This is a genomic window from Cryptosporangium phraense (assembly GCF_006912135.1).
GTDB lineage: Bacteria > Actinomycetota > Actinomycetes > Mycobacteriales > Cryptosporangiaceae > Cryptosporangium > Cryptosporangium phraense.
Genome location: NZ_VIRS01000005.1, coordinates 41,445 through 66,414, shown reverse-complemented (window position 1 = coordinate 66,414; position 24,970 = coordinate 41,445). Strand labels below are relative to the sequence as shown.

The 24,970-nt window shown below is 71.9% G+C and carries 23 protein-coding genes; 12 read left to right on the top strand and 11 right to left on the bottom strand.

All coding sequences use genetic code 11. From position 1 onward, the window contains the following. Positions 1–29 precede the first annotated feature (29 nt). From FL583_RS09025 to FL583_RS09015, 3 genes are all read right to left on the bottom strand, one after another. The gene (locus FL583_RS09025; RefSeq protein WP_142704100.1) at positions 30–1,460 is read right to left on the bottom strand and encodes a hypothetical protein; all 1,431 of its coding nucleotides are present in this window, start codon (positions 1,458–1,460) and stop codon (positions 30–32) included. Between the two features lie 66 nt (positions 1,461–1,526). Next, positions 1,527–2,192, bottom strand: a complete 666-nt coding sequence (locus tag FL583_RS09020; protein WP_142704099.1) for a response regulator — start codon at positions 2,190–2,192, stop codon at positions 1,527–1,529. Further along, a complete protein-coding gene (locus tag FL583_RS09015; RefSeq protein WP_205751959.1) occupies positions 2,189–3,265 on the bottom strand; it encodes a sensor histidine kinase in 1,077 nt (358 codons plus the stop codon). Before FL583_RS09015 ends, FL583_RS09020 begins: the two co-directional genes overlap by 4 nt. 83 nt (positions 3,266–3,348) lie before the next feature. On the opposite strand from FL583_RS09015, the gene FL583_RS09010 reads away from it, so the two are divergent. The 3 genes from FL583_RS09010 (at position 3,349) to FL583_RS09000 (ending at position 6,447) form a co-directional block, all read left to right on the top strand. Continuing rightward, positions 3,349–4,329: a GntR family transcriptional regulator gene (locus FL583_RS09010; RefSeq protein WP_240746633.1), complete on the top strand. Its 981-nt coding sequence runs from the start codon at positions 3,349–3,351 to the stop codon at positions 4,327–4,329. Beyond that, entirely contained in the window at positions 4,322–5,608 is a 1,287-nt protein-coding gene (locus tag FL583_RS09005; protein WP_142704096.1) for an aspartate aminotransferase family protein, read from the top strand. Before FL583_RS09010 ends, FL583_RS09005 begins: the two co-directional genes overlap by 8 nt. Before the next feature lie 95 nt (positions 5,609–5,703). Continuing rightward, entirely contained in the window at positions 5,704–6,447 is a 744-nt protein-coding gene (locus tag FL583_RS09000) for an SDR family NAD(P)-dependent oxidoreductase (RefSeq protein ID WP_142704095.1), read from the top strand. Between the two features lie 4 nt (positions 6,448–6,451). On the opposite strand, the gene FL583_RS08995 is transcribed toward FL583_RS09000, so the two are convergent. After that, entirely contained in the window at positions 6,452–8,752 is a 2,301-nt protein-coding gene (locus tag FL583_RS08995) for a hydantoinase B/oxoprolinase family protein (protein WP_142704094.1), read from the bottom strand. Next, complete coding sequence (locus FL583_RS08990) at positions 8,749–10,848, bottom strand: hydantoinase/oxoprolinase family protein (protein ID WP_142704093.1); 2,100 nt, start codon at positions 10,846–10,848, stop codon at positions 8,749–8,751. The genes FL583_RS08995 and FL583_RS08990 overlap by 4 nt, the downstream gene beginning before the upstream one ends. 112 nt (positions 10,849–10,960) lie before the next feature. On the opposite strand from FL583_RS08990, the gene FL583_RS08985 reads away from it, so the two are divergent. Continuing rightward, positions 10,961–11,569 carry a dihydrofolate reductase family protein gene (locus FL583_RS08985; protein ID WP_142704092.1) on the top strand — a complete coding sequence of 203 codons (609 nt, stop codon included), beginning with the start codon at positions 10,961–10,963 and terminating at the stop codon, positions 11,567–11,569. Between the two features lie 285 nt (positions 11,570–11,854). Here the strand turns inward: FL583_RS08985 and FL583_RS08980 are convergent, their stop codons facing one another. After that, positions 11,855–12,589, bottom strand: a complete 735-nt coding sequence (locus FL583_RS08980) for a YqjF family protein (protein WP_142704091.1) — start codon at positions 12,587–12,589, stop codon at positions 11,855–11,857. Positions 12,590–12,661: 72 nt separating this feature from the next. Between FL583_RS08980 and FL583_RS08975 the strand changes: the two genes are divergently transcribed. Further along, positions 12,662–13,210, top strand: coding sequence for a GNAT family N-acetyltransferase (locus tag FL583_RS08975; protein ID WP_142704090.1), 549 nt, complete (start codon positions 12,662–12,664; stop codon positions 13,208–13,210). Here FL583_RS08975 and FL583_RS08970 read toward each other — a convergent pair. Further along, positions 13,194–13,655, bottom strand: a complete 462-nt coding sequence (locus FL583_RS08970) for a phage tail protein (protein WP_142704089.1) — start codon at positions 13,653–13,655, stop codon at positions 13,194–13,196. The two genes, FL583_RS08975 and FL583_RS08970, sit on opposite strands and share 17 nt — an antisense overlap. A gap of 15 nt (positions 13,656–13,670) precedes the next feature. Continuing rightward, positions 13,671–14,351: a TetR/AcrR family transcriptional regulator gene (locus FL583_RS08965; RefSeq protein ID WP_142704088.1), complete on the bottom strand. Its 681-nt coding sequence runs from the start codon at positions 14,349–14,351 to the stop codon at positions 13,671–13,673. A 66-nt stretch (positions 14,352–14,417) separates the two neighbouring features. Here FL583_RS08965 and FL583_RS08960 point away from each other — a divergent pair, with 66 nt between their 5' ends. From FL583_RS08960 to FL583_RS08945, 4 genes are read left to right on the top strand one after another with little or no spacing between them, the layout of a single operon-like run. Further along, positions 14,418–15,152 carry a maleate cis-trans isomerase family protein gene (locus FL583_RS08960; protein ID WP_142704087.1) on the top strand — a complete coding sequence of 245 codons (735 nt, stop codon included), beginning with the start codon at positions 14,418–14,420 and terminating at the stop codon, positions 15,150–15,152. Positions 15,153–15,161: 9 nt separating this feature from the next. Then, complete coding sequence (locus tag FL583_RS08955) at positions 15,162–15,770, top strand: VOC family protein (protein ID WP_142704086.1); 609 nt, start codon at positions 15,162–15,164, stop codon at positions 15,768–15,770. Further along, positions 15,767–16,009: a hypothetical protein gene (locus tag FL583_RS08950; protein ID WP_142704085.1), complete on the top strand. Its 243-nt coding sequence runs from the start codon at positions 15,767–15,769 to the stop codon at positions 16,007–16,009. Before FL583_RS08955 ends, FL583_RS08950 begins: the two co-directional genes overlap by 4 nt. Then, on the top strand, positions 16,006–17,229 hold the full coding sequence (locus FL583_RS08945) for an alpha/beta fold hydrolase (RefSeq protein ID WP_142704084.1): 1,224 nt from the start codon (positions 16,006–16,008) through the stop codon (positions 17,227–17,229). The genes FL583_RS08950 and FL583_RS08945 overlap by 4 nt, the downstream gene beginning before the upstream one ends. A gap of 24 nt (positions 17,230–17,253) precedes the next feature. Here FL583_RS08945 and FL583_RS08940 read toward each other — a convergent pair whose 3' ends face one another. From FL583_RS08940 to FL583_RS08930, 3 genes are read right to left on the bottom strand one after another with little or no spacing between them, the layout of a single operon-like run. Continuing rightward, entirely contained in the window at positions 17,254–18,048 is a 795-nt protein-coding gene (locus FL583_RS08940) for an arginase family protein (RefSeq protein WP_142704083.1), read from the bottom strand. A 19-nt stretch (positions 18,049–18,067) separates the two neighbouring features. Beyond that, on the bottom strand, positions 18,068–18,511 hold the full coding sequence (locus FL583_RS08935; protein WP_205751958.1) for a MaoC/PaaZ C-terminal domain-containing protein: 444 nt from the start codon (positions 18,509–18,511) through the stop codon (positions 18,068–18,070). 9 nt (positions 18,512–18,520) lie between these two features. Continuing rightward, positions 18,521–19,990, bottom strand: coding sequence for an FAD-dependent monooxygenase (locus tag FL583_RS08930; RefSeq protein ID WP_142704081.1), 1,470 nt, complete (start codon positions 19,988–19,990; stop codon positions 18,521–18,523). Between the two features lie 76 nt (positions 19,991–20,066). Here FL583_RS08930 and FL583_RS08925 point away from each other — a divergent pair, with 76 nt between their 5' ends. From FL583_RS08925 to FL583_RS08915, 3 genes are read left to right on the top strand one after another with little or no spacing between them, the layout of a single operon-like run. Then, the gene (locus FL583_RS08925) at positions 20,067–21,680 is read left to right on the top strand and encodes a (2,3-dihydroxybenzoyl)adenylate synthase (RefSeq protein WP_142704080.1); all 1,614 of its coding nucleotides are present in this window, start codon (positions 20,067–20,069) and stop codon (positions 21,678–21,680) included. 10 nt (positions 21,681–21,690) lie between these two features. Continuing rightward, positions 21,691–23,514: a DNA helicase RecQ gene (recQ, locus tag FL583_RS08920; RefSeq protein ID WP_142704079.1), complete on the top strand. Its 1,824-nt coding sequence runs from the start codon at positions 21,691–21,693 to the stop codon at positions 23,512–23,514. 44 nt (positions 23,515–23,558) lie between these two features. Next, complete coding sequence (locus FL583_RS08915) at positions 23,559–24,908, top strand: toll/interleukin-1 receptor domain-containing protein (protein ID WP_142704078.1); 1,350 nt, start codon at positions 23,559–23,561, stop codon at positions 24,906–24,908. Positions 24,909–24,970: the final 62 nt, after the last annotated feature.

Below are 24,970 nucleotides of genomic sequence, written 5' to 3'. Positions count from 1 at the left end.
GCCAGGCCCCGGCCTCCCAGGTTCACCACCTACACGAACCGCCTCGGCCGGAATCGACACGGTGCGGACCACCCGAGGGCGCGGGCGCCGACCGCGCCGGTCCCGGCCGCGATCGCGACGAGGAAGACCGCGTCGGGGATCGTGTCGGCGTTGCCGGCCAGCGCGAAGAGCGTGTGGCCGACCAGCGCGCCGAAGCAGGCGGCGAGCGTGTGACGGCGGGTCCAGGCGGCCGAGCCGGTCCAGCGGCGCAGGACGTAGGAACCGGCGGCCACCAGCGCCGCCGCCCCGGCCACGGCCAGCAGCGGCCACCCGCCGCCGGGCAGGAACAGCGAGTGCTTCGCCCCGGCCAGCGGCCACAGCATCCCGAGGAACCCGAACGCGACGAGCCCGGCCAGACCGGCCACCGCCCCGACCCCCGGCACCGCGCCGTCCCCGGTCGCCAGCGGGAACCGCCCACGGACGCCGACGACGGTCAGAGCCACCGCGAGCAGCGCGACGATCACCACCCCGGCGAGCGGCATCGTGTAGCCCGGATCCTCCGACGCCGGAACCGTCAGCCGGATCAGCACCGCCCCCAGCGCGAACACCACCCCGGCCGTGATCAGCCCGCCACGCCGCAGGTACGGCTTCGTGCCGTGCTCCGCGAACAGCATCTCGACCAGCACGATCGGGATCGCGATGCTGAACACCGGGTGGTACACGAGGTTGAGCAGCGTGTACGCCGAGTTCACCCCGAACAGCCGGGGCGCCCACTCCGCCGCCCCGTACAGGTGCGGGCTGGTCAGGCTCTGCAGCACCAGCCCCTCCTCCACGAGCCCGTAGGCCACGCCCAGGATCACCACGCTCACGAACCCGCCGCCGGTGCGCCGGACCACCTCCCGGATCAGCAGCGCGCCACCGCCGTAGATCGGCACGAAGACCAGCACCGCCCAGGCCTGCGACAGCGGGATGTTCCCGAGGCTCACCTCGGCCACGAACGGCGCCAGCAGGATCAGCGCCCAGGCCGCCTTCCGGTTGCGCGGCCGCGGATCCGGGACCACCGGAAACGCCGCCCGCACCACCCGACGGTTCACCGCGACGATCAGCGCCGCCAGCAGGCCGAGCTGCACCACCTGCACTCCACGCAACCAGCCCGGATACGCGCCCGACAGGAGCAGCCACCCGACCGCGACGAAGCCGACCACCGACACGATCCGCACCCGCCGGTACGCCCGGGCCGCCCCGGCCAGCAGTCCCCGGGCCACCCAGACGTACAGCACCGCGACGACGAGGATCGGGATCGGCCGCGTCCACAGCGTCGCGGCCAGCGCCGCCGGGTCGGCGTCGGGGTCGCGGGCCTGCTGATACGCGAGCACGTCGTGGCGGAACACCAGCGTGAGCACGGCGAAGAGGACGCTCGCGGTCAGGCTGGCGACGAGCAGCCTGACGACGAGCCGGACGGCCTGCTGCGGTTCGGTCATGCCTCAACGGTAGAAATCCGCAGGTCAGAGCACCTCCGACGGACGACGGGGGTTCCGTCTACGACTTCAGGATGAGGGCCGCGGGCGGACCAGCCCGAGGTCGTAGGCCAGCACCACGGCCTGCACCCGGTCGCGGACGCCGAGCTTGCGCAGGATCGCCGAGACGTGGGTCTTCACGGTCGCCTCGGTGACGAACAGCTGGGCGCCGATCTCCGCATTGGACGCTCCCCGGGCCAGCAGCGTGAGCACCTCCCGCTCCCGCTCGGTGAGCCGGTCGAGGCTGCCGGCCTGCACCGGGGGAGTCACGTCGGTGGCCACGAACCGGTCGAGCAGCCGGCGGGTCGCGGTCGGGGCGAGCAGCGCCTCGCCTCCGGCCACGACCCGGATCGCCTCGACGAGGTCGGCCGGCCGGACGTCCTTGAGCAGGAATCCGCTGGCTCCGGCCCGGAGCGCCGCGTACAGCGGTTCGTCCAGGTCGTACGTCGTCAGGATGATGACCTTGGGCGCGTTCCCGGCCGCGGTCAGCCGGGCGGTGGCGGCGATCCCGTCGGTACCGGGCATCCGGACGTCCATCAGGACGACGTCGGGACGGGTCTCGGCGGCGAGCCGGACCGCCTCCTCGCCGTCGGCCGCCTCGCCGACTACCTCCAGGTCGTCGCGGGCGTCGAGGATCATCCGGAAGCCGGAGCGGACCAGCGCCTGGTCGTCGGCGATCAGGACCCGGATCGTCACGAGCGCTCCCGGATCGGCAGCCGGGCCGCGACCTCGAACCCACCCTCCGGCCGCGGGCCGGCCGCCACCGTGCCGCCGAGCAGCCCGGCCCGTTCGCGCATGCCGAGGAGGCCGTGACCGGCGCCGTCGGTACCTCCGCCGGCGGTGCCGTCGTCCCGGACCCGCACGTACACCTCCGACTCGTCGATCCGTAACAGCACGTCCGCCGCGGCCGCGCCGGAGTGGCGCAGCGTGTTGGTCAGCGCTTCCTGCACGATCCGGTAGGCGGTCAGCTGCACCGCCCGCGGTGGTTCTCCTCCACCTTCCCGGCGGACGTCCACCCGCAGGCCGGATTCGCCCAGTGTGGCAGCCAGTCGGTCCACATCGTCCAGGGTGGGTTGCGGGCTGTCGCCGTCCTCGTCACTGCGCACGCTGCGGAGGAAGATGCGGAGCTCGGCCAGGGCTTCGCGGCCGGCCTGCTCGGTGCGGCGCAGAGCCTCGCGGGCCTGCTGCGGGTTCGCCTCGAAGACGTCGTCGGCCGCGGCCGCCTGCACGACCATGACCGACACCGTGTGGGCGAGCACGTCGTGCAGTTCGCGGGCGATCCGGGCCCGTTCCTCCAGGACGGCCTGGCGCTGCTCGGCCACCCGCCGGGCGCCGCGGGCCCGGGCCAGCGCGCCCCAGCTCCAGGCCAGCAGCACCGCGCCGAACCAGGCCGCGGCGAAGCCCCACCGCTCCCGGGCGAGCGCAGGCCCGCAGATCGCCGCGACCGCCGGGGCGACGATCCACAGTGACTCCGGGGTCGGTCGCAGCCAGGCGTACGTACAGAGCACGACGAACGCGATGCCCGGGCCGAACGTCGGATAGAGCACCTGCAGACCGGCGCTGACCAGCAGAACGACCGCGGTCGCGGCCGACGGCCGGTCGGGGAGCCACCACAGCGCGACCGCCTGCACCAGAATCGACCCGACGGCCAGGACGCTCGCGTACGGGATCCCCGAGCCGAACGTGAGGGCCGGAGCCGTGACGACGACCGACCCGACGGCCAGGGCGACGCGCCACCGCGCCGGCAACCGAGCCGAGTAGCCGTCCACGCCGATGAGCGTAGTGCGAAGCCGTAGTGGCCTAGTAGGCTCGCGCAGGCACTAGGACAGAACGGAGCCGCATGCTCTCCTCGATGAGCGTCAGCCGGCACTCCGACGTGCCCGTGTACCGGCAGATCGTGTCCCAGGTGACGCTTCTGATCGAGATGGGTCTGCTCACCGACGGCGAGCGTCTGCCCGGCTCGCGGCTGCTGGCCGGCAACCTCGGCATCAACCGCAACACGGTCGCGCACGCCTACGGTGAGCTGCGCGAACTCGGGCTGATCGAGCCGCGCGGGCGCAACGGCATGGTCGTGGTCGGCGGCTCCGAGGCCCGGTCGTCCTCCGAGGCCCGGTCGTCGTCGGAGGTGCGGTCGTCGTCGGAGGTGCGGTCGTCGTCCGCGGCGCGGATCAAAGCTCGGGAGATCCTCGCCGTGGCCGCCCGCGAGTGCCTGCGGCTGGGGCTCGGTGCGGACGAGATCCGCGACCTGGTCGGCGGCCTGGCCACCTGGGAGGCCGGGCAGGCCCTCGACGTGCGGTTCGTCGAGTGCAACGCCGAGCGGGCCGGCTACTTCGCCGACGAGCTCACCGGGCAGCTCGGCGTCCCGGTGAAACCACTGCTCCTGGGTGCACAACCGGCCGAGCCGCCCGACCTGGTGCTGACCACGTTCTTCCACCTGGCCGAGGTGCGGGCCCGGCTGCGCCGCCCGCCGACGGAGGTCGTCGCGATCGTCGCCACCCCGCACCTGCAGACGCTGGTGCAGATCGCCCAGGTGCCGAAGGACCGCACGGTCGGCGTCCTGTACTCGACGACCGACCAGGCGACCGCGATCCGCGACTCGCTCGCCTCGGCCGGGATCACGAACATCCAGGTGCTGGCCGGCCCCGACGACCTGCGCGGAGCCGATCCCGTCGTCGTCCCGAGCGAAATGCCCGAGCTGGCCCGCGCCCTGCGCGGGCGGGTGAGGGTCATCGAGTACGGCAACATGCTCGACGCGGCCTCGGTCCGGATGGCCGGTGAGGTCGTTCGCGATCTGCAGCTCAGCAAGGTGTGGCATAGTCCGAGCCATGAATGACCCAGTGAGCTATGACGCAATCGCTCAGCGGCTGATCCGGTACAGCCCCGGCTTCTCCCCGCGGGTCATCACACGCGCGGCCGGGCCGTTCGTCTACGACCGCGACGGCACGGCGATCCTCGATTTCACGTCCGGCCAGATGAGCGCGGTGCTCGGCCACTCGCACCCGGACGTCGTCGCGGCCGTCACCCACTCGATCCAGAACCTGGATCACCTGTTCAGCGGCATGCTCAGCGAGCCCCTCGGCGAGTTCGCGGCTCGCCTCACCGCCACGCTGCCGCCGTCGCTCTCGAAGGTTCTGCTGCTCACGACCGGCGCGGAGTCCAACGAGGCCGCGCTCAAGATGGCCAAGGTCTTCACCGGCCGCTACGAGGTCGTCTCGTTCGACCGGTCCTGGCACGGCATGACCGCCGGGGCGGCGTCGCTGACGTTCTCGGCCGGCCGTCGCAGCCTCGGCCCGGCCATGCCGGGCAGCCTCGTGCTCCCGACGCCCGACCCGGTCCGCTCGCCGTTCCGCAACGCCGACGGGACCCACGACTGGAAGACCGAGCTCGAATACGGATTCCAGCTGATCGACCGCCAGTCGTCGGGCAGTCTGGCGGCCTGCCTGATCGAGCCGATCCTGTCGTCCGGCGGGCTCATCGACTTGCCCCTCGGCTACCTGGCCCGGCTCACCGAGCTGTGCCGCGAGCGCGGCATGCTGGTGATCCTCGACGAGGCCCAGACCGGCCTCGGCCGCACCGGCACGATGTACGCGTTCGAGCGCGACGGCGTCGCTCCCGACCTGCTCACGCTCTCGAAGACGCTCGGCGCCGGCCTGCCGGTCGCCGCCGTCGTCACGTCGGACGAGATCGAACGCGTCTGCCACGAGCGCGGCTTCCTGTTCTTCACCACGCACGTCTCCGACCCGCTCGCCGCGTCGGTCGGTCTCGCGGTGCTCGACGTCATCGAACGGGACGGTCTGGTGTCCCGCGCCGCCGCGCTGGGCGCACACCTCGGTCAGCGCCTGCGCGACCTGCGCGAGAAGGACGACACGATCTTCGACGTCCGGGGGCGGGGGTTGTTGCAGGGCGTCGAGCTGGCCGGCGACGCGGCCGAGGCGCTGGCCGCGGCGGTCACCGACGAGTGCCTCCGCCAGGGCCTGCACGTCAACATCGTGCAGTTGCCGGGCATGGGTGGGGTGATCCGGATCGCGCCGCCGCTCACGATCAGCGAGTCCGAACTCGACCAGGGCATCGACATCCTCGGCTCAGCGATCGGAACCGTCCGGAGTCACTAGGCCGGTTCGGTCGGGCCGGCCCCTGAGCCGTCGCTCTACGGCTCGACCTCCCCGAACGGCCCCGCTGACAACCGGCCCAGGGGCAAGGTGGAGCCATGGACCTCACCGGACGGCACGCGCTGATCACCGGAGGCAGCCGCGGCATCGGGCGGGCGATCGCGCTCGCCCTCGCCGACGTGGGCGCGGACGTCGCCATCACCTACGTCCGCGACGAGGAAGCGGCCAGCGAGACGGCCGGGAAGACCGGCGGCCCGGCCTACCGGGCGTCGATCGCCGACCTCGACCAGACCGCGGACGCGGTCGAACGCGCCGCCGCCGACCTCGGCGGACTCGATCTCGTGGTCAGCAACGCCGGCATCGCCAGCCGGGGTCACACGGTCGTCGACACCGACCCGGCCGAACTGGAGAAGGTCCTGCGCGTGCACGCGCTCGGCCCGCACCGGCTGGCCCAGGTCGCGCTCCCGCACCTCCGCCGGGCCGCCCGCTCCGACCTGGTCTTCATCTCGAGCATCGCCGCCCGCACGACCCCTCCCGGCGGGGCGCCGTACACGATGGGCAAGGCCGCGGCCGAGGCCCTCGCCCACACGCTGGCCCGCGAGGAACGGGCCCACGGCGTCCACGTGAACATCGTCGCGCCCGGTCTCGTCGACACCGAGATGGGGTTCCGGCTGGCCCGCGCGACGGCGGGCGTCGCCGACATCCGGGAGGTCGACGCGACCTCGCCGTTTGGGCACGTGTGCTCGCCGGCCGAGGTCGCCGACGCGGTCATCTTCCTGGTCACGACCGGCTACGTCACCGACCACCGGCTGACCGTCGACGGGGGCGCCGGAGGGTTCTGACCGCTCACCGAGTGACGAACCGGGAGACGTCGGCCACGTGATCGACGTGCGCCTTCGGGACGACACCGGAGTAGATCGCGGCCTGGCAACCCGGGCAGGAGAGCTGCCGGAACACGACCTCGTCGTCGACGTAGTCGGCCGGGTTCGACACGATCTGCGGGCCCGCCTCGGCGACCGGGCCGTCGTAGCGCAGCAGCGCGAGCGTCGCGTCCACCGTGGTGTCGGCCAACTGCTGACCGCAGTGCGCACAACCCACGACCGAACCGGCCACGACCAGGTTGTCGTCGATCCGCCGGGCTTCGGCCAGGTCGACCCGACCCTCGGAGACCGGGTCCGGCTGCGAGCGGTCCCTCCGCCGGGAGGCCAGCTCGGCGCGCCGGGCGGCCGTCGCCGAAACGTCGACCTGGGAGTCGGACAGCACGACGCCGTACACGTCCGCCGCGGCGGACGCGGTGACCTTCAGCTCGCGCACGTCGTGCGCGACCGCCTCCGGATCCCGCCGCAGCGGGTCGCCGTAGCCTCCGCCGCCCTGCCAGTTCATGTACAGCACCTCGCCGGGCGCCAGGTAGGACTGCGCGTAGCAGGGCGCGATCTCCGCCTCGCCGCCGAAGTCCTCGACCGACTGCGGGATCCGTCCGCTCGCGAGTGCACCGTGGACGTCCGCTCCGCGGACGAGGACCTCCAGCCCGGTGTTGCCGGGGTAGCCCCCGGCCAGCCCGCCGTTCTGCGACACGGCCTTCCCGGCCGACGCGAAGACCAGGCCGGCCGGCACCTCCGAGCCGTACAGAGCGACGGCGAGCGACGCGCTGACCCCGCCTCGCTGGCGGCCCGGACCGCCGGAGTCCGGTTCCTCCCGCCGCCACAGCGTCAGCAGCGGGTAGAGAAATTCGGTCATCTCGACGTCGGGGACGCGGCCCATCGGGATGCAGAACAGCCCGCCGGTGTCCATGCCGTCGACCGTGGGGCGGGCTCCGTACCCGCCGGCCATCGGCTCCATCATGATGTTGAGGAACGGCACCGGCGCATCGCCGCGCTGGTCTAGCCCGGCGACGACCGCGGTGTCCCAGGTGCCGCAGCAGGCCGCCTGGACGCTCCGGCCCAGGTCGGGGGAGCAGTCGAGCAGCTGCGACAGGCACTCGGCGACCAGCGTCCCGGTGAGCCAGGCCGGACCGATCGGGCCGCGCCCGACCGCGGCCGGGAACGTCGCGTTGTTGATCGTGCCTTCCTCGGAGACCAGGTCGAAGCAGCGCATCAGCCCGCCGGCCGACCAGGGGATGTCCTGGGCCAGCATCGGCAGCAGCGCCAGCATCACGCCGCCGCGCATCCCGGCGTACGTGCAGTTGATGACGCCGGCCTGCGGGTCGGTGCCGGTGAAGTCGAACGTCAGCCGGTCGTCCCGCTTGGACATCGCGAGCTCGATCTTGTGGACGCCCCGGTCGCCCTCGTGGGACTGGTCCTGGTAGCCGGTGGCCTTCCAGGTGCCGTCGGGCAGCGCGCGCAGCTTCTCGCGCAGCCGGCCCTCGGCGTCGGACATCATCCGCTTCATCACGGCCTTGACCGTGTCGGCGCCGTACTGGTCGATGACCTCGTGCAGACGCTTGCGGCCGACCGTGTTCGCGCCGACCTTGGCCCGGAGATCGAGGCTGACCAGCATCGGCACGCGCGAGCGGCGGACCCACAGGTCGGCCACGTCGTCCTGGAGCTGGAAGTCGCGGACGACCTTCACCGGGGGCGTCGGGAGGGCCTCGGAGAACACGTCCTGGGCGGCCGGGCTGAACGAGCCGAGGCCGACGCCGCCCAGGTCGGGCTCGTGGCAGATCGCGCTGGTCCAGGCGAACAGCTTTCCGTCGTGGAAGACCGGCTGGTAGACGATGACGTCGTTCTGGTGCAGGCCGCCGCCGACCCAGGGGTCGTTGCAGAGGAACATGTCGCCCTCGCGGATGCCCGGGTTGGTGGCCCGGTGCCGGAGGGTCCAGTAGATGGCCAGGTCGACGGCGCCGACCAGCATCGTGTTGTAGAGGCCGACCTGCACCTCCTGGCCGAGCTCGTCGCAGATCGCGAAGTCGAAGTCGTTGGCGTCGGTGACGATCGGGGAGCCGGACATGCGCTTGAGCGCCTCGCCCATCTCCTCGGTGACCGACCAGAGCCGGTGCCGGATGACCTCGTAGGTGAGCGGGTCGAGCTCGTCGATCCGGTCCTGGGCGACCTGGTGGATCTCCAGGGTCCCGGGGAGCTGGGCCGCGAGCTCGGCCGGGTCGGCGGGGCGGCTGGCGAAGTGCTCGGAGCCGGGGATGGGCATGGTCATGAGCGGGGCTCCCGGGTGATCGTCAGGTTGCCGAGGTGGTCGACGGTGCCGGTGGTGCCCGGCGGGACGACGACGGTCGTCGTGGGGACTTCGATGACGGCCGGGCCGGTGAGGACGTGCCCGTGGCGGAGCTTGCGGTAGTCGTAGACCGGGGTGTCGACGTAGCCGTGGCGGGCGTCGAGGCAGACCTTCCGGGTCGTGTGCAGGGCCTCGGCCGGGTCGGGGCTCGCGGCGTCGGCGAGCTTGGGGAGCTGCGGGTCGAACGGCAGCGTGCCGGTCGCCCGGACCCGGAACGTGATCGCCTGGATGCCGGCCGCGCTGAAGCCGGTGCCCTCGCCGAACAGCTCGGCGTAGCGACGTTCGAAGTTCTCGGCGACCGTGGTCAGGTCGTCGCCGTCGGCCACTTCGACCGACACCTCGGCCAGCTGGGACGTATAGCGCAGATCGATCGAGCGGACGTACTCGACCCGGTCGTAGGTCAGGCCCTGCCGGTCCAGCTCGGTTGCGAGCGCGGCTTGCAACTCGTCGAAATGGGCTTGGACGGTCGCGTCGGGCAGGGGCATCAGGCCCGGGTCGGAGAGCTCGCGGGCCAGCACGATGTCCGAGGAGGCGAGGCCGTAGGCCGAGAACGCCGAGGCGACCGGCCCGAGCGGCACCACCACCTCGCGGACGCCGACCTCGGCCGCGTAGGAGGCGCAGTAGGCCGGGCCGGCCCCGCCGAACGCGTAGAGCACGAACTCGCGCGGGTCGTGGCCGGCCTCGACGACGGTCTTGCGGAGCAGGTCGCCGGTCTGGGCGTTCTGGATCGCGTAGATCGCGGCGGCGGCGTCCTCTGTGGTCAGACCGAGGGGCTCGGCGATCCTGGTGCGGATCGCCTCCTCGGCGGCCCGCTTGTCCAGCGCCTTCCGGCCGCCGAGCAGCCCGGACTCGGGCAGGATGCCGAGCACCAGGTTCGCGTCGGTGTTCGTCGGCTCGGTGCCACCGGTGCCGTAGCAGGCCGGGCCGGGCACCGACTGGGCGCTGTGCGGGCCGACCCGCAGGTTGCCGCCGGCGTCGAGCCAGGCGATCGCCCCGCCACCCGCGCCGATCGCGTGCACCTCGAGCGTCGGGACGTTGATCGGGTGGTGGTTGATGACCGTCGTGCTGGTGCGGACCGGCTCGCCGTCGACGACGAGGCCGACGAGGAACGTCGTGCCGCCGACGTCGGTCGAGATGATGTTGCGGTGGCCGAGCTGCCGGCCGAGGGAGACCGCGCCGACGACCCCGCCGGTGAGCACCGAGCCTACCGTGCTGATCGCGGTGCGGGGCGCTTCGGCGGCGGCGATCGCCCCGCCGTTGCTCTGCATGACCAGCAGCGGGCCGGTGAGGCCGCTCGTCTTCAGGCGGCCTTCGAGCGTGCCCAGGTAGCTGCGCAGGCCGGGGCCGATCTGGGCGCTCATGATCGTCGTCGCGTTCCGGGAGAACTCCCGGATGCGGGGGCTGACCTCGCTGGAGAGCGCGACGAAGACGTCGGGGTCGAGTTCGTGGATCAGCTCGCGGACGCGCTGCTCGTGCGCGGGGTTCTTGAACGACCACAGCAACGAGACGGCGATCGAGCGGATGCCGTGGCCGAGCAGGCTTTTCGTGGCGGCCCGGACCGTGCGTTCGTCGAGCGGGACGACCGTGCGGCCGTCGCGGTCGAGGCGTTCGACGACTTCGAGCGCGTGCCGCTTGGGGATCAGCGCGTGGCTCTTCGTCTGCCCGAGGACGTTCTGCAGCTGGTCGGGGGAGGAGCCCAGGTACCGGCCTTCGACGTTCATGATGAAGATCGAGTCGCGGTGGCCCTGGGTGGTGAGGAACCCGACCGGGGGCACGTTGCCGGTGACCAGCGCGTTCAGTGACGACGTGGTGCCGTGGGCGATGTGGTGGGTGTTCGCGAGCATCTGCTCGAGCGGTTCGCCGACGGTCTCGGCCAGGACTGCGAGGACGTCCATGACGCCCTGGGAGTAGTCGGGCGGGGTCGACGGGGCCTTGGCTGCGACCAGGTTCCCGGAGTCGTCGTCGAGCACGGCGTCCGTGAAGGTTCCGCCGACATCCACACCGATGACGTAAGCCATGTCAGTCCGCCTTGCAGTCTGTGTCTGGGCTCACACAACATAGGCAGCGGGTTACGTGGACGTCAATAGACCGACGCAGGTGTAAATGTTCTCGGGCTGATACCGTCCGCGCATGTCGGACACCACGTGCCACATGTCGATCTCGCTGGACGGATTCGTCGCCGGACCGGACCAGAGTCGCGAGAACCCGCTGGGGAAGCGGGGCCTGGAGCTGCACGGCTGGCACATCGGCGACCCGCGCGCGAACAAGGCCGACAAGGTCGCGGCCGAGTGGCTCATGCGTCCGCGGGGTGCGTACGTGATGGGGCGGAACATGTTCGGCCCGATCCGGGGCGAGTGGGACGAGGACTGGACGGGTTGGTGGGGCGCGGAGCCGCCGTACCACGCGCCGGTGTTCGTGCTGACCCATCACGCGCACGATCCGATTCCGCTCGACGGCGGGACGACGTTCTACTTCGTCACCGAGGGGTTCGAGGCGGCCTACTCCGCGGCGCGGGAGGCCGCGGGGACGGAGGGGGTCGACATCGCCGGCGGGGCGTCGGCGGTGCGGCAGGCGCTGGCGGCCGGGGTGATCGACGAGTTGACGCTGGACATCGCGCCGGTGTTGTTGGGGGCGGGGGAGCGGATCTTCGACGGGGAGGTGGGGTTCGATTTCGAGCCGGTGGAGGTGCTCCACTCCCCGCTGACGACCCACGTCCGCTACCGCCGGATCGGTTCCTGAGCCGGCCATTGAGCTACTACTCGGTCGTCTGGCACTTCTCGAGCGCCGAGTTCCGGCCCGCCGCCGGCGTTGTAGGAGGCGCCTCTCTGGCCGGATTCCTCCTCGCCCCGGTGGAATTGGTCCTGCCGGTCGCCGAGAAGGCAGCGGCCACGGCCAGGCCGGTCGCCAGTTCCCGGCCGAGTTACCGAGTGTGTCCGAAGTTTGATCCGATCCACCGCGACGCGGCGCGGCGGGCGCTTCGGGATCGGTCGCCGGGGTGGGCTTTCCGGGCAACCGGTCGGGGGGTCAGGCTGGGATCGGGGCCGGGAGGCGCCAGGGTGGGTGGGCGTGCCAGTGGGCGGGGGTGGGGCGCATCAGGAGGGCGCTGTCGAAGCGGGTCGAGCCCGGTGGGAAACGCTCGCTGAAGAACGTCGACCGCATCGCCTCGACGCCGAGCGGGACGAGTTCGAACCGCTCGGCGACCAGTTCGACGCCCTCCAGCGTGCCGGCGCGGTAGCCGGCCGACCATCCGAGCGAGTCCCGGGCGAAGAACGCGGTCGCGGCCTCGACGTCGGGGAACACGGAGCCCGGCGGCATCCGGTCGACGATCGGACCCGCCAGCGCGACCTCGTCCGCCGCGTCGGTGAGGTGGACTTCCAGGCGGTCGGGGCCGGTCGTGCGGGATAGGTGCGCGCGCTCGTGGACGCCCGGGAACAGGCGGCCGCCGGCCAGCGCGGTCGGGGTGGAGTCGGTGTGCCGGTGGCGCAGGATGAAGACACCGTGGCCGGGTCCTGGGCCGTCGGACCACTCGACCGCGATCCGGTGCGCGGCGTTCGCGCTGCGCAGCCCGGTCCGGGCCGGGAAACCGGCCGGACGGATCGCGTCGAGCCAGAGCAGGCAGATGCCGGCGACGGCTGCTCCGTCGACCAGCCGCGGGCGGAACGGCGCGGGCACCAGGCGGGCCGCGACGTCCGGGTCGACCCGCACGTTCACGAGCACCCGCTGCTCGATCCGGCAGTCGACGCGACGCAGAGGTGTCATGCCCTCAGCATGCCCCGATTTGAGCGACCGCTCAAGCCGAGGCCGCGGGTCTGCTTGGACCACCATGCATCCATGCACGTCTACCTCGAGACCGACCGCCTCGTCCTGCGCCGCTTCACCGCCGCCGACGCGGACCTGCTGATCGAGCTCGACAGCGACCCACCCGTCCTGCGCTACCTGTCCACCTCCCCGACCCCACCGGAGACCGTCCGCGAGCGCGTCCTGCCGATCATCCTGGCCGGCTACGAGATGTGGGACGGCAAGTTCGGCGTGTTCGCCGCGCAGCACAAGGACACCGGTGCGTTCCTCGGCTGGTTCTTCCTCCGCCCGGAAGACGGGACGACGACCGACGAAGTAGAACTCGGCTACCGCCTCCGCCGGGACGAATGGGGCAAGGGATATGCCACCGAAGGCTCCCGGGCCCTCATCGACCGCGCCTTCACCGAACTGAAAGTGCACACGGTCTGGGCCGACACGATGGCCGTGAACCGACCCTCCAGGAACGTGCTGGAGAAACTCGGGATGACGCTGACCGGCACCATCGACACCCCGCCCGACCTGGCGGACGTCGAGGGCGCCGAACACGGCGGCGTGCGCTACGAGATCAGTACTCGCCCTTGATGACGAAGTACGAGCCGCGGATCGTGCCCGCCAGCTTCGACTTCTGCCGGGCGAACTTGAACGAGGAGAGCTCGTCCGGCACCTCCATCCCGTCGGAGAGCTTGAACCCGACCGCGCGCTTTCCGCCGTCCTCGAGCGCGTACAACACGTTGATCGACAGGCCGCTCTCGTAGAAGACGTACGCCCACTTCGTGTCCTCGACCTGGAACGTCGTCGCCTCCAGCGGGGGCGACGCGATGACGATGCCGCGCTCGTCCGCGAGGATCCGGCTCACCCAGGCGATCGTCTCCTCGGCGTCGGCGGCCGGCTCGACCGTGAAGACGTGGTCGTACTTGTTCTTGAAGTACCGGGCCTCGTTGGCGCGGAGGCCGGCCAGGGTCGCGGCCACCGGCGACGACTCCAGCCCGACGGTCGAGACAGCGGCGAAATCCACGGCGTAGGACATACGACCAGCGTAAACTCACAGAAGGCGTTCGAGCCGGTTCAGGTCCTCGCGCACGACGGCGAGTGCGTCGGCGGCCGACCGGGGCGCCGCCGAACCGTCCCGGCCGCGCAGGCCGGCCACCGCCATCTCGGCCAGCTCGTCGCAGACCGCACCCAGGTCGTCCCGGCCGCCGGGCCGGTACCACCACGCCACCCAGTTCACCATCCCCAGCACGCCGAGCGCCGCCACGCGCGGATCGACGGTCCGGAACGTGCCGTCCCCGACCCCCTCCTCGATCACGCCCGCGATCGACTTGAGCACCGCGCGCCGACCGGCCTCGTGCGCGGCCGCGATCTCCTCCGGCAGGTCGGCCTCAGACCGCACCAGCAGCCGGAACCGGTCGGCGTGCTCGCCCTGGCGCCGGGCCGTGCCGGCGACGATCGAGCGCAGCTTCTGGGCCGCGTCCACGTCCGCCCGCGCGGCCTCGGCGGCGATGTCGTTCGCCGCGTCCTGGGTGATCTCGGCGACCAGCTTGGCCAGCAGCTCGTCCTTGCTGCTCACGTAGTGGTACAGCGCCGGCCGGGTGAGGCCGACGGCGTCGGCGATGTCCTGGAAGTTCGTCCCGGCGAAGCCGCGTTCGGCGAACAGCTTGGTTGCCTGGACGTAGATCTCCTGCTCGACCAGGCCCCGACGAGTCTTCGTCCGCTCGCTGTTCATAGTCGATCACGGTATCGAATGACGCTCGCGTTGACTTTTCGCCACGCGCGTTGAACCATGAGAATCATGAAGCACGTACGCGTAGGGCTCGTCGTCCCCAGCTCGAACGTCACCGTCGAGACCGAGATGCCGGCGCTCCTGCGTCGCCACCCCGACGCGTCGTTCTCGTTCCACGCCAGCCGGATGCGGATGGCCAAGGTCTCGCCCGAGGGCCTCGCCGCGATGAACGCGCAGCGTGAGCGCTGTGTCCTCGAGCTCGGCGACGCCGCCCCCGACGTGCTCCTCTACGCCTGCCTGGTCGCGCTGATGGCGGCCGGCCCGGGCGAACACCAGCGCGTCGAGGCCAAAGTCGCCGAGCAGCTGGCCGCGGGCGGCGCCGAAACGAAGGTGCGATCCAGCGCCGGTGCCCTCACCGAGGGCCTCCGGGCCCTGAAGGCCCAACGGATCGCGCTCGTCACCCCGTACCTGCGCCCCCTCGCCGAGAAGGTCGTCCACTACCTCGAGGCCGAGGGGTTCGCGGTCGCCGACTGGCGCGCGCTCGAGGTCGAGGACAACGCCGAGGTCGGCCGCATCCCCGGCGACCGGGTGATGGCCGCGGCGCGGTCACTGGACCTCACCGGCGTCGACGCGCTGGTGATCTCCGCGTGCGTCCAGATGCCGTCCCTGGAGCTCGTCGAGCAGGCCGAGCAGGAGTTCGGCCTGCCGGTCCTGTCGGCCGCGACGGCCGGCGCCTACAGCATCCTGCGCGCCAACGACCTGCCGGTCGCGATCCCGCACGCGGGCTCGCTGCTGACCGCCTGAGGAGGAGAGATGGACCACCTCGTCCGCGGCGTCGACCACGCCGCGTTCCCGACGTTCGACCCGGCCGCGACCGTCGCGTTCTACCGCGACACGCTCGGCTTCCCGGTCGTGCACTCGATCTGCGCCGCGGGCTGGGGCCCGGAGGCCCACCCGGACTTCATCCACTTCTTCTTCGACATCGGCGGTGGTGACCGCCTCGCGTTCTTCTACTATTTCGGCCTGCCGACTCCCGACGTGACCAAAGGCGACGTCTACGCCCGGTTCGACGACGAGACGCCCGACTGGTTCGTCCGCTCGCGGCACCTGGCCCTGCACGTCGACTCGGAGGAGAACCTGCTCGAGTACCGGCGCCGCCTGGACGCCAGCGCCTGGCCGGTCGAGATGCAGATCCAGCACGAGACGATCGAGTCGATCTACACCCACGACCCGAACGGGTACATGGTCGAGATCACCCGGGCGATGCGCCCGGTGACGCCCCAGGAGGATCTCGACGCGAACCTGACCATCGACGCGCTCGTCGACGTCGTCTCGCGCCCGGGCGCGACCCTCGACGACCTGCTCGTCCGGAAGGCCGAGCTGATCGTCGAGCGGGCCGGGCACTGGCAGGACGCCCGATGAGGCTGTTCGTGCTCGACGTCCCCGAGAACGCGTCGATCGCCGCGGTCGCCCGCGACCTGCCCGACGTGACGGTCGGCCGGATCGGTCCGTACTTCGTCCTCGAGTCCGACCGGCCGATCTCGATCGACCGCCGGGCCACCGGCGTCCGGCACGCGGTCTGGTACAGCTGCGTCGCCGGCCTGGACGGCGCCCGGATCGCCCAGTGGGACAAGAACGCGCTCCGCACGGAAGCCCGATGACGCGGCTCGGCGCCGGGCGCTACGCGGACGCCGGCCCGGCCGTCTCCGACGACGTCGCGACCTCGGTGCACGAGCTGTCCACGGTCGACGGTGCGGCCGTTACCGGCGTCCTGCGCGTCCCCGGCCGGGCGCGCAGCGTCGTCACGCTCATGCACCCCCGCCAGGACGTCACGCATCACACGCTGGTGCCGTACCTGCTGGCCGCCGGGTACGCGGTCTGGACCCAGGGCTCGCGCTCGCTCAACAACGACCTGAACCTCCTCCACGAGCAGGCGATCCTCGACTTCGCCGCCGGCCAAGTCTTTCTCCACGAGTCCGGTTTCGACCACGTCGTTACGCTCGGCCACTCCGGCGGCGGCACGCTGGCCGCGTTCTACGTCGAGCAGGCCGCGCGGACCGATCGTCTCGGCACCGCGCCCTCCGGCCGCCCGGTCGCGCTCCCCGACGCGACGATGCCGCTTCCCGACGGCGCGATCTTCCTCGCCCCGCACCCGGGCCAGGGTGCGCTGCTGCAGCGCGTCATCGACCCGTCGGTCACCGACGAGGCCGACCCGCTCTCGGTCGACCCGGCCCTCGACCCGTTCGCCGCCGCGAACGGCTTCCGCGACGCGCCCGCCCCGGCCGAGTACGGCGCCGACTTCGTCGCCCGCTACCGCGCCGCCCAAGCCGACCGCGTCCGCCGGCTCGACGCCACCGCCGCCGCGATGGTGGCCGAGGCCCGGTCGGCCAACCGCTCCTACAAAGCCCACGCGGACGCTTCGCAGCGGCGCCGTGCGCTGGTCCCACGTCTGCTCACGGTCCATCGCACCGACGCCGACCTGCGCAACGTCGACCTCTCGATCGACCCGAACGCCCGGCCGTACGGGTCGCTGTTCGGCCGTCGCCCGGACCTCACGAACTACGGGCTGGTCGGCTTCGGCCGGCTGTCGACCGCCGAGGCCTGGATGTCGACGTGGAGCGCGAACACCACGAACGCCGACTTCCTGCGCTGCGCTCCCGGCGTGACCGTGCCGACGCTGCTGCTGGAGTTCACCGGCGACCAGGCCTCGTTCCCGTCCGACATCGCCGCGTTCTCCCAGGCCCTGGGCGCGGACGACCTGACCGTCGACGCGGTGGCCGGCACCCACTTCGGACGCCCGCTCACGCCGGACGGGCCGTCGGGCAACGAGCTCGCGTCGGCCGTGATCGAGAAGTGGCTCGGAGCCCGGTTCCCGGCCTGACCGCGCCGGAGCGGTGGAGAGGGATCAGTAGGCCGGGTCGGCGCCGAGGGCCCGGGTGAGCCGGGCGATCGTGTCCCGGGCCGCGCGGTCGCCGACGCGGTCGGGCAGCCACGCACAGGCCAGATAGGCCGCGCGGACGTCGGCCACGGCACAGATCGCCGACAGGCACTCCTCGATCTGCGCGAGCGTCGGCCCCGGACCGGACGGGAACCGCGCGCCGGGCAGTTCGGCGCCGTCGATGACGTCGATATCGAGGTGCAGGTAGACCGGAACGGAGCCGAGGTCGCCGACGGCGGCGGCCAGCGCGGCCGGGTCGGCGGGAACGCGCCGGACCCGGCCGGCGGCGAGGGCGTCGCGCTCGGCCGGGTCGAGGTCGCGGGCGTCGGCCAGGACAACCCGGGCGTCGGGGATCGGCCGGAGGCCGAGGTCGTCGCCGAACAGCCCGGGCGTCCGGCCGGTCAGCATGGCCAGGGCCATCCCGCCGAGGTAGCCGCTGGTGCTGATGGCCGGGGTGTTGAAGTCGCCGTGGGCGTCGAGCCAGACGACGGCCAGGTCGGGGAAGCGGCGCTGGACCGCGGCGACCGCCGCGCGGGACGTGGGGCAGTCGCCGGAGAGCACCAGCGGCCGCGCGACCCGGGCCACCTCGTCGGCGACCGCCCGGTGCAGCCGGTTCATCCGCGCGGCGACCGGGCCGCCGGGCAGCGACGGGGGAGTGACCTCGATCGCGCCGGCCGGGACCGGGAAGTCCGAGAGGTGCTCGTCGAGGTGCCAGGGTGTGACGATCAGGTCCCAGGCGTGACCGGTGCGCTGGTCGGGCATGGACGCTTTCTTAGCAGGGTCAGCCCGCGCGGCGGAGGTACATCTCGAAGACGGCCTCGAGTACCGGACGCTCGTCGGCCGCGTCGCGCAGGCGGCCGCGGACGGTCACCAGCGCGCGTTCCGGGCCGCGGGGCTCGACCGACTCGACCGTGAGCGTGCCGGCCAGCGTCATGCCTCCGGTGACCGGGGCGGTGAGCTCGATCGAGCGGATGCGCCGGCCGGCGATCACGTCCCAGTGCTGGTAGACGCCCAGGACCGCGAGCCGCTGGAGCACGCCCAGGGTGTGCAGCCCGCTGGCGATCACCTCGCCGAAGTAGCTGTCCGCGGCCGCGACCGGGTCGACGTGGAACGTCTGCGGGTCCCACTGCCGTCCGAACTCGACGATCTCGTCCGCGGTGACCGTATAGCGGCCGAGCGCGGCCTCCGCGCCGACCGTGAGGTCCTCGGCCCGGAGCAGTCCCACGATGGCCCCTCAGTCGGTGAATTCCACGAAGTCGATCCGCCCGCTGGCCAGCGCCGACGCCGCGAACTCGGCCCACCGCCGGTCGAGGCGGGCCGTCACGACGCTATCAGCCTCGCGACGGAGCCGTTCCCCCACGTCGAACAGGGTGAGGACCGGCTCCCGGGCGTCGGCGCACGACAGGACGACCGGGCCCCGCACCCGGCCGACCAGCGCGTCGGCCGACGCTCCCCAGGCGTCCGGGAGATCGACCGGGACCGGAGCACGGCCGGACGCGCCGACCGTACGGTCGCGGAGCACCCAGGCGGCCCGGCCGGAGTCGGGGACCGACGCCGGGTCGCAGCCGGCGAACCGGGCCAGCGCGACCCGGACGACCTCCGGGGCGAGATCCGCGAAGCGGTCGAGCGTGACCTTCCCGGCCCGGGTCATGTACGAGACCAGCAACGTCTCGACCGGAACCTCGAGCCGCCCGGGGAAGGACTCCCACCAGAGCATGCTGCGGTGGGCGGTCTCCTGCAGGTGCTCGACCTCGGGACGGCGCTCCTCCTCGTACCGGCGCAGCGCGGTCTCCAGGTCGCCGGCCTCGTCCAGGGCCCGGACCAGCGCGATCCCGTCCTCCATGGCCAGCTTCGTGCCCGAGCCGATCGAGTAGTGCGCGGTGTGGACCGCGTCGCCGAGCAGGACGACGTTGCCGTCGTGCCAGCGGTCGCAGGTCACCGTGCGGAAGCGCAGCCAGCGGGTGCGGTTGCCGATCAGCGGGTGGCCCTGCAGTTCGTCGTGGAACGCCTTGGTGAGGTAGCCGAGCGAGTGCTCGTCGCTGGCGTCGAACGGGGTGTCGTCGGTGGTCGCGTCGAAGCCGGCCCGCCGCCAGGTGTCTTGGTCGGTCTCGATCAGGAACGTGCTGCGGTCGGCCCGGTACGGGTAGGCGTGCGCGACGAACGTGCCGAACTCGGTCGTGGCCGGGCGGAACACCGCGCTGGGGAGCGCGAAGTCGGTGCCGCACCAGAGGTAGAGGCCGCGGTGGGTGGTGATCCGGGCGCCGAAGTCGCCGGCCTCGCGGGTGGCGCTGCTGACGCCGTCGGCGGCGACGACGAGGTCGGTGCCTCGTGGTGTGGGGATCCGGGACCCGTAGTGGACGCGGACGCCCGCGGCCTCGGCGTGCCGGCGGAGGATCTCCAGCAGCGTGGAACGGCCGATCGCGATCAGGTCGCCGGCCGGGAGGCGGACCGTAGTGTCGCCGACGGTCATCGCCATCCCGTGCCGGTAGGAGGCGCCGACGATGTCGGCCAGGCTGGCCGGGTCGGCGGCGGCGAGGTTGCGCTGCGTCCGGCTCGCCAGCCCGACGCCGAACCCGAACGTCTGCTCGGGCGGGCTCTGCTCGTAGACGTCGACCTGGCACTCCGGGCGGCTCAATTTCAGCAGCCGGGCGACGTACAGCCCCCCGGGGCCTCCGCCGAGGACGGCGACCGATCGCAGCTTCATGCTGTCCACCGTAGATCTCGGTCGACGTTAACGTCAATCTTTTGACAGATGTGTCCGACCGGGTTAGATTCCCAGCATGACCTGGACCGACGGCGTGATCCGGTACCCCGACGACGTCGTTGCGCGCTACCGCGCGGCCGGGGCCTGGGGCACGCGGCCGATCGCGGCCGAGTTCCGGTCGATCGCGGAGCGGTTCGGAGATCGGGACGCGGTGGTGGCGCCCGACGGCCGGCTGACCTACCGCGAGCTGGACGGGCGGGCCGATCGGCTCGCGCTCGGGCTGGTGGAGCTGGGGCTGGCGCCGGGCGACCGGGTCGTCCTGCAGATCGGCAACCGGCTGGCGAGCGTGGTGGCCTGGTACGGGCTGCTCAAGGCCGGTCTGGTCCCGGTCTGCACGCTGACCGCGCACCGCGAGTACGAGATCCGGGCGATCGCCGGGAAGACCGGGGCGGCGGCGCACCTGGTCGAAGCCGGGGGCCGCTTCGACCTGGTGGAGTTCGCGCGGAGGCTGGGGATCGGAACGCTGCTCCGGTTGGACGCGCTGCCGTCCGGGAACGACGACGCCCTGGCCCGGAAGGTCGTCGACCGGATCCAGTCGTCGCTCGACCCCGACGGCGTGGCCGCGTTCCAGCTCTCCGGCGGCACGACCGGCGTGCCGAAGGTGATACCGCGGCTGCACGCCGAGTACTGGTACAACGCGCGGGCCTACGCCGAGGCGTCCGGCTGGGACGAGACGACCCGCAACGGGCACCTGATCCCGATCGTCCACAATGCCGGCATCGTCTGCGGGGTGCACGCGCCGCACAGCGTCGGCGGGTGCCTGGTGCTCACGTCGCCGGGGCTGGACGAGGCGTTGCCGCTGCTGGCGGCCGAACGGGCCACCGACGTGCTGTTCGGCCACGGGCACTACGGGGCAGTGGCGCATCCGGCGTTCCCGGCCGTGGTGCCGTCGTTGCGCCGGGTCGTGCTGTCGGGAGCCAAGGTGCCGCTGCCGCTGTTCTCGGCGTTGGAGGCGTTCGGCGTCTGGGCCGGGCAGTTGTTCGGGATGGGGGAGGGGTTCTTCGCGCTGAGCGCTTCGGGGGCGCCCCGCGAGGCCCGGCTGACCACGGTCGGGACGCCGATCTCCCCGCTGGACGAGTTCCGCGTGCTCGACCCGTCGTCCGAGACCGTGGTTCCCGACGGGGAGGTGGGTGAGCTGGCCTGCCGGGGCCCGTACACGCTGCGGGGCTACTACGACGCGCCGGAGATCAACACGGTGGCGTTCACGTCCGACGGGTTCTACCGGACCGGTGACCTGGTCGCGGTCCGGACGTTCGGGCCGGAGCGCGCGCTGTCGATCGAGGGGCGGCTGAAGGACATCATCAACCGCGGCGGCGAGAAGATCAGCGCCGAGGAGGTCGAGGTGCTGGTCCTGCGGCACCCGGCGATCCGGGAGGCGGCGATCGTGGCGATGCCCGACGAGCGGCTGGGCGAGCGGTCGTGCGCGTACCTGGTCGGGTCGGAGGTGTCGCTGCCCGACCTGCAGGTTTTCCTGGAAGGGCTGGGCGTGGCCAAGTTCAAGTGGCCCGAGCGACTGGAGTGGGTTCCGGCGCTGCCGAAGACCGCGGTGGGCAAGCTGGACAAGAAGGCGTTGGCCCGCCGTATCGCCGCGGCTGTGGAGAGCGAGCGGATTGTCGGCGGGGGCTCGTAGTATCGCCCGCGTGGACGGGGCTCTGGACGTACTGCGGCGGGTGTTCGGCTACGAGGCCTTCCGGGGCGAGCAGCAGGCCATCATCGAGCAGGTCATCGGCGGTGGCGATGCGCTGGTGCTGATGCCCACCGGCGGTGGCAAGTCGCTGTGCTACCAGATCCCGTCGCTGGTCCGCGAGGGCACCGGCGTCGTCATCTCGCCGTTGATCGCGCTGATGCAAGACCAGGTCGACGCGCTGACCGCGCTCGGCGTCCGGGCCGGCTTCCTCAACTCGACGCAGGATCTCGAGGAGCGGCGGGCGGTCGAGAAGTCGTTCCTGGCCGGCGAGCTCGACCTGCTCTACCTGGCCCCCGAAGCGCTGGCCGGCGGCGAGTCGCGCACGATGCGCCTGCTCGAGAAGGGCACGATCGCGCTGTTCGCGATCGACGAGGCGCACTGCGTCGCCCAGTGGGGCCACGACTTCCGGCCCGACTACCTCGCGCTCTCGATGCTGCACGAGCGCTGGCCCGACGTGCCCCGCATCGCGCTGACCGCCACCGCCACCTCGCGCACCCACGCCGAGATCGCGTCCCGGCTCAACCTCGACGACGCCCGGCACTTCGTCGCCAGCTTCGACCGGCCCAACATCCGCTACCGCATCGCGCCCAAGGCCGAGCCGCGCAAGCAGCTGCTCAACCTGATCCGCACCGAGCACGACGGCGAGGCCGGCATCGTCTACTGCCTGTCCCGGGCGTCGGTGGAGAAGATCGCCGAGTTCCTCGTGTCGCAGGGTATTGCCGCGCTCCCGTACCACGCCGGGCTCGACTCCCGGACGCGCGCGCGGAACCAGGCCCGGTTCCTGCGGGAAGACGGGCTGATCATCGTCGCCACGATCGCGTTCGGCATGGGCATCGACAAGCCCGACGTGCGGTTCGTCGCCCACCTCGACCTGCCGAAGTCCGTCGAGGGCTACTACCAGGAGACCGGCCGCGCCGGGCGCGACGGCCTCCCGTCCACGGCCTGGCTGGCCTACGGCCTGCAGGACGTCGTCCAGCAACGCAAGATGATCGACGGCTCGGAGGGCGACCTGGCCCACCGCCGCATGCTCGCCCAGCATCTGGACGCCATGCTCGCGCTCTGCGAGACCGTCGACTGTCGACGCTCCCGGCTGCTGGCGTACTTCGGGCAGGAGGGCAGCGGGCCGTGCGGCAACTGCGACACGTGCCTGGAGCCGCCGGAGTCCTGGGACGGCACGGTTCCGGCCCAGAAGCTGCTCTCGACCGTGCTCCGGCTCCAGCGCGAGCGGGGCCAGAAGTTCGGGGCCGGGCAGTCGATCGACATCCTGCTCGGCCGGCGCACCGAGAAGGTCAGCCAGTACCGCCACGACGAGCTCACGGTGTTCGGCATCGGCACCGACCTGAGCGACCCCCAGTGGCGCGGGGTCGTGCGTCAGCTGCTGGCCCAAGGTCTGCTCGCGGTGGAGGGCGAGTACGGCGTCCTGGTGCTGACCGACGGCAGCGGCCCGGTGCTGGGCGGGCAGCGCAAGGTCATGATGCGCCGCGAGCCCGAGAGGCCGGCGAAGTCGTCCGGATCGTCGGGGCGCGCCGGGAAGAAGGAACCGGTCGCCGACCTCGCGCCCGAGGCCCAGGAGGTCTTCGAGCGGCTCCGGGCCTGGCGGGCGACCACCGCGAAGGAACAGAACGTCCCGCCGTACGTCATCTTCCACGACAAGACGCTCCGCCAGATCGTCACCGACGGGCCGGCGTCGCTGGCCGAGTTGAGCCAGGTGAGCGGCGTGGGGGAGAACAAGTTGGCCCGGTACGGGGAGAAGATCCTGGAGGTCCTGGCCGGGTGACACCATCACAACGGGCCGCCGGTGACGCGCGACCGGGTACCTCGATGTTCATCAGCTACAACCGGCGCGATCGGCAGTACGTCGAGAAGCTCGCCGCCCACCTGGCGGCAGAGGGCATATCGCCCTGGTGGGATCAGCAGCTCCGCACGGGTGCCCGCTACATGCGCGAGACGCAGAATCGCATCGACGCCTGCGATGCGCTCATCGTCGTCTTGACGCCGGCGGCAGTCGATTCCGATTGGGTCATCGACGAGTTCCTCTATGCGCTCGGCCAAGACAAGCCAGTCCTGCCGTTGCTTCTCGAAGACTGCCGAATTCCCCTCCGGCTCACCGGTGTGCACTACGAGGAGGTGCTCGATGGCCGTCTGCCTACCAGCGACTTCTTCGCTCAGGTCATCGAACAGCCGCCAATTGGGTCGCGCGCACTGACGACCGCGGACCAGAGCCGACCGGCAGACGCTCCCTTGCTCGAGCGCCTCGCGCCAGGCCGGTACGGCCGTCCCCTGGCCGGCGATGTCGGCGCGGTCGAGTCCCTCTGCTTCAGCCCGGACGGAACGCTGCTGGCAACGGCCGGCCACGACCGGGCGGTCAGATTGTGGGATCCGGCGTCCGGCGAGCCGATCGGCGGGCCGCTTCTTGGCCATGGTGGTTGGGTGATGTCGGTGGCTTTCAGCCCTGATGGCAGCCTGGTGGCTACGGCCGGCACCGACAAAACTGTGCGGCTCTGGGATCCGGTGCTCGGAAGGCCGGTTGGTGAACCACTCAGCGGCCATGGGGGTTGGGTGATGTCGGTGGCCTTCAGCCCTGATGGCAGCCTGGTGGCTACGGCCGGCACCGATCAAACGGTCAGGCTGTGGGACCCCGCCAGCGGCAGGCCGGTCGGGAATCCGCGCATCGGCCACCGTGACTCCGTCGTGTCGGTGGCGTTCAGCCCGGAGGAAGAACTTCTCGCGAGTGCCAGTACCGACGGAACTGTACGAGTCTGGCGTACCGACAGCCCGAGGCCGGCTGCTCGGCCGGCGTATCCGGTCGGCACGCCGGTGTCGTCGATGGTGTTCCATCCGGACGGGAGCGCCCTGGCGACGTCCGGCACGGATGGGGCGGTGAGGCTCTGGCGCCCAGTGACGGGCGATCCGATCGGCGACTCGATGTCCGGGCAGAACGAAGCAGTGTTCACGGTCGCGTTCAGCCCGGACGGGAGCGTCCTGGCCGCCGGAGGTTCGGATGGGGCCATTGAGCTGTGGGATCCGGCCACGGGTAAGCCGGCCCACGACGCCCTGACCGGCCACCGGGCTGCGATTTCCTCCGTTGCGATCAGTCCGGACGGCACTCTGCTGGCTAGCGCGAGCGCACACGACGAGACCGTCCGCGTGTGGCGGCTCCTCGGTGACTGATGCGTTGACCATTCTGGTTCGCGCCGTTGTGCTGCCAGAACGTCGGGCGTTGGTGGTAGGTA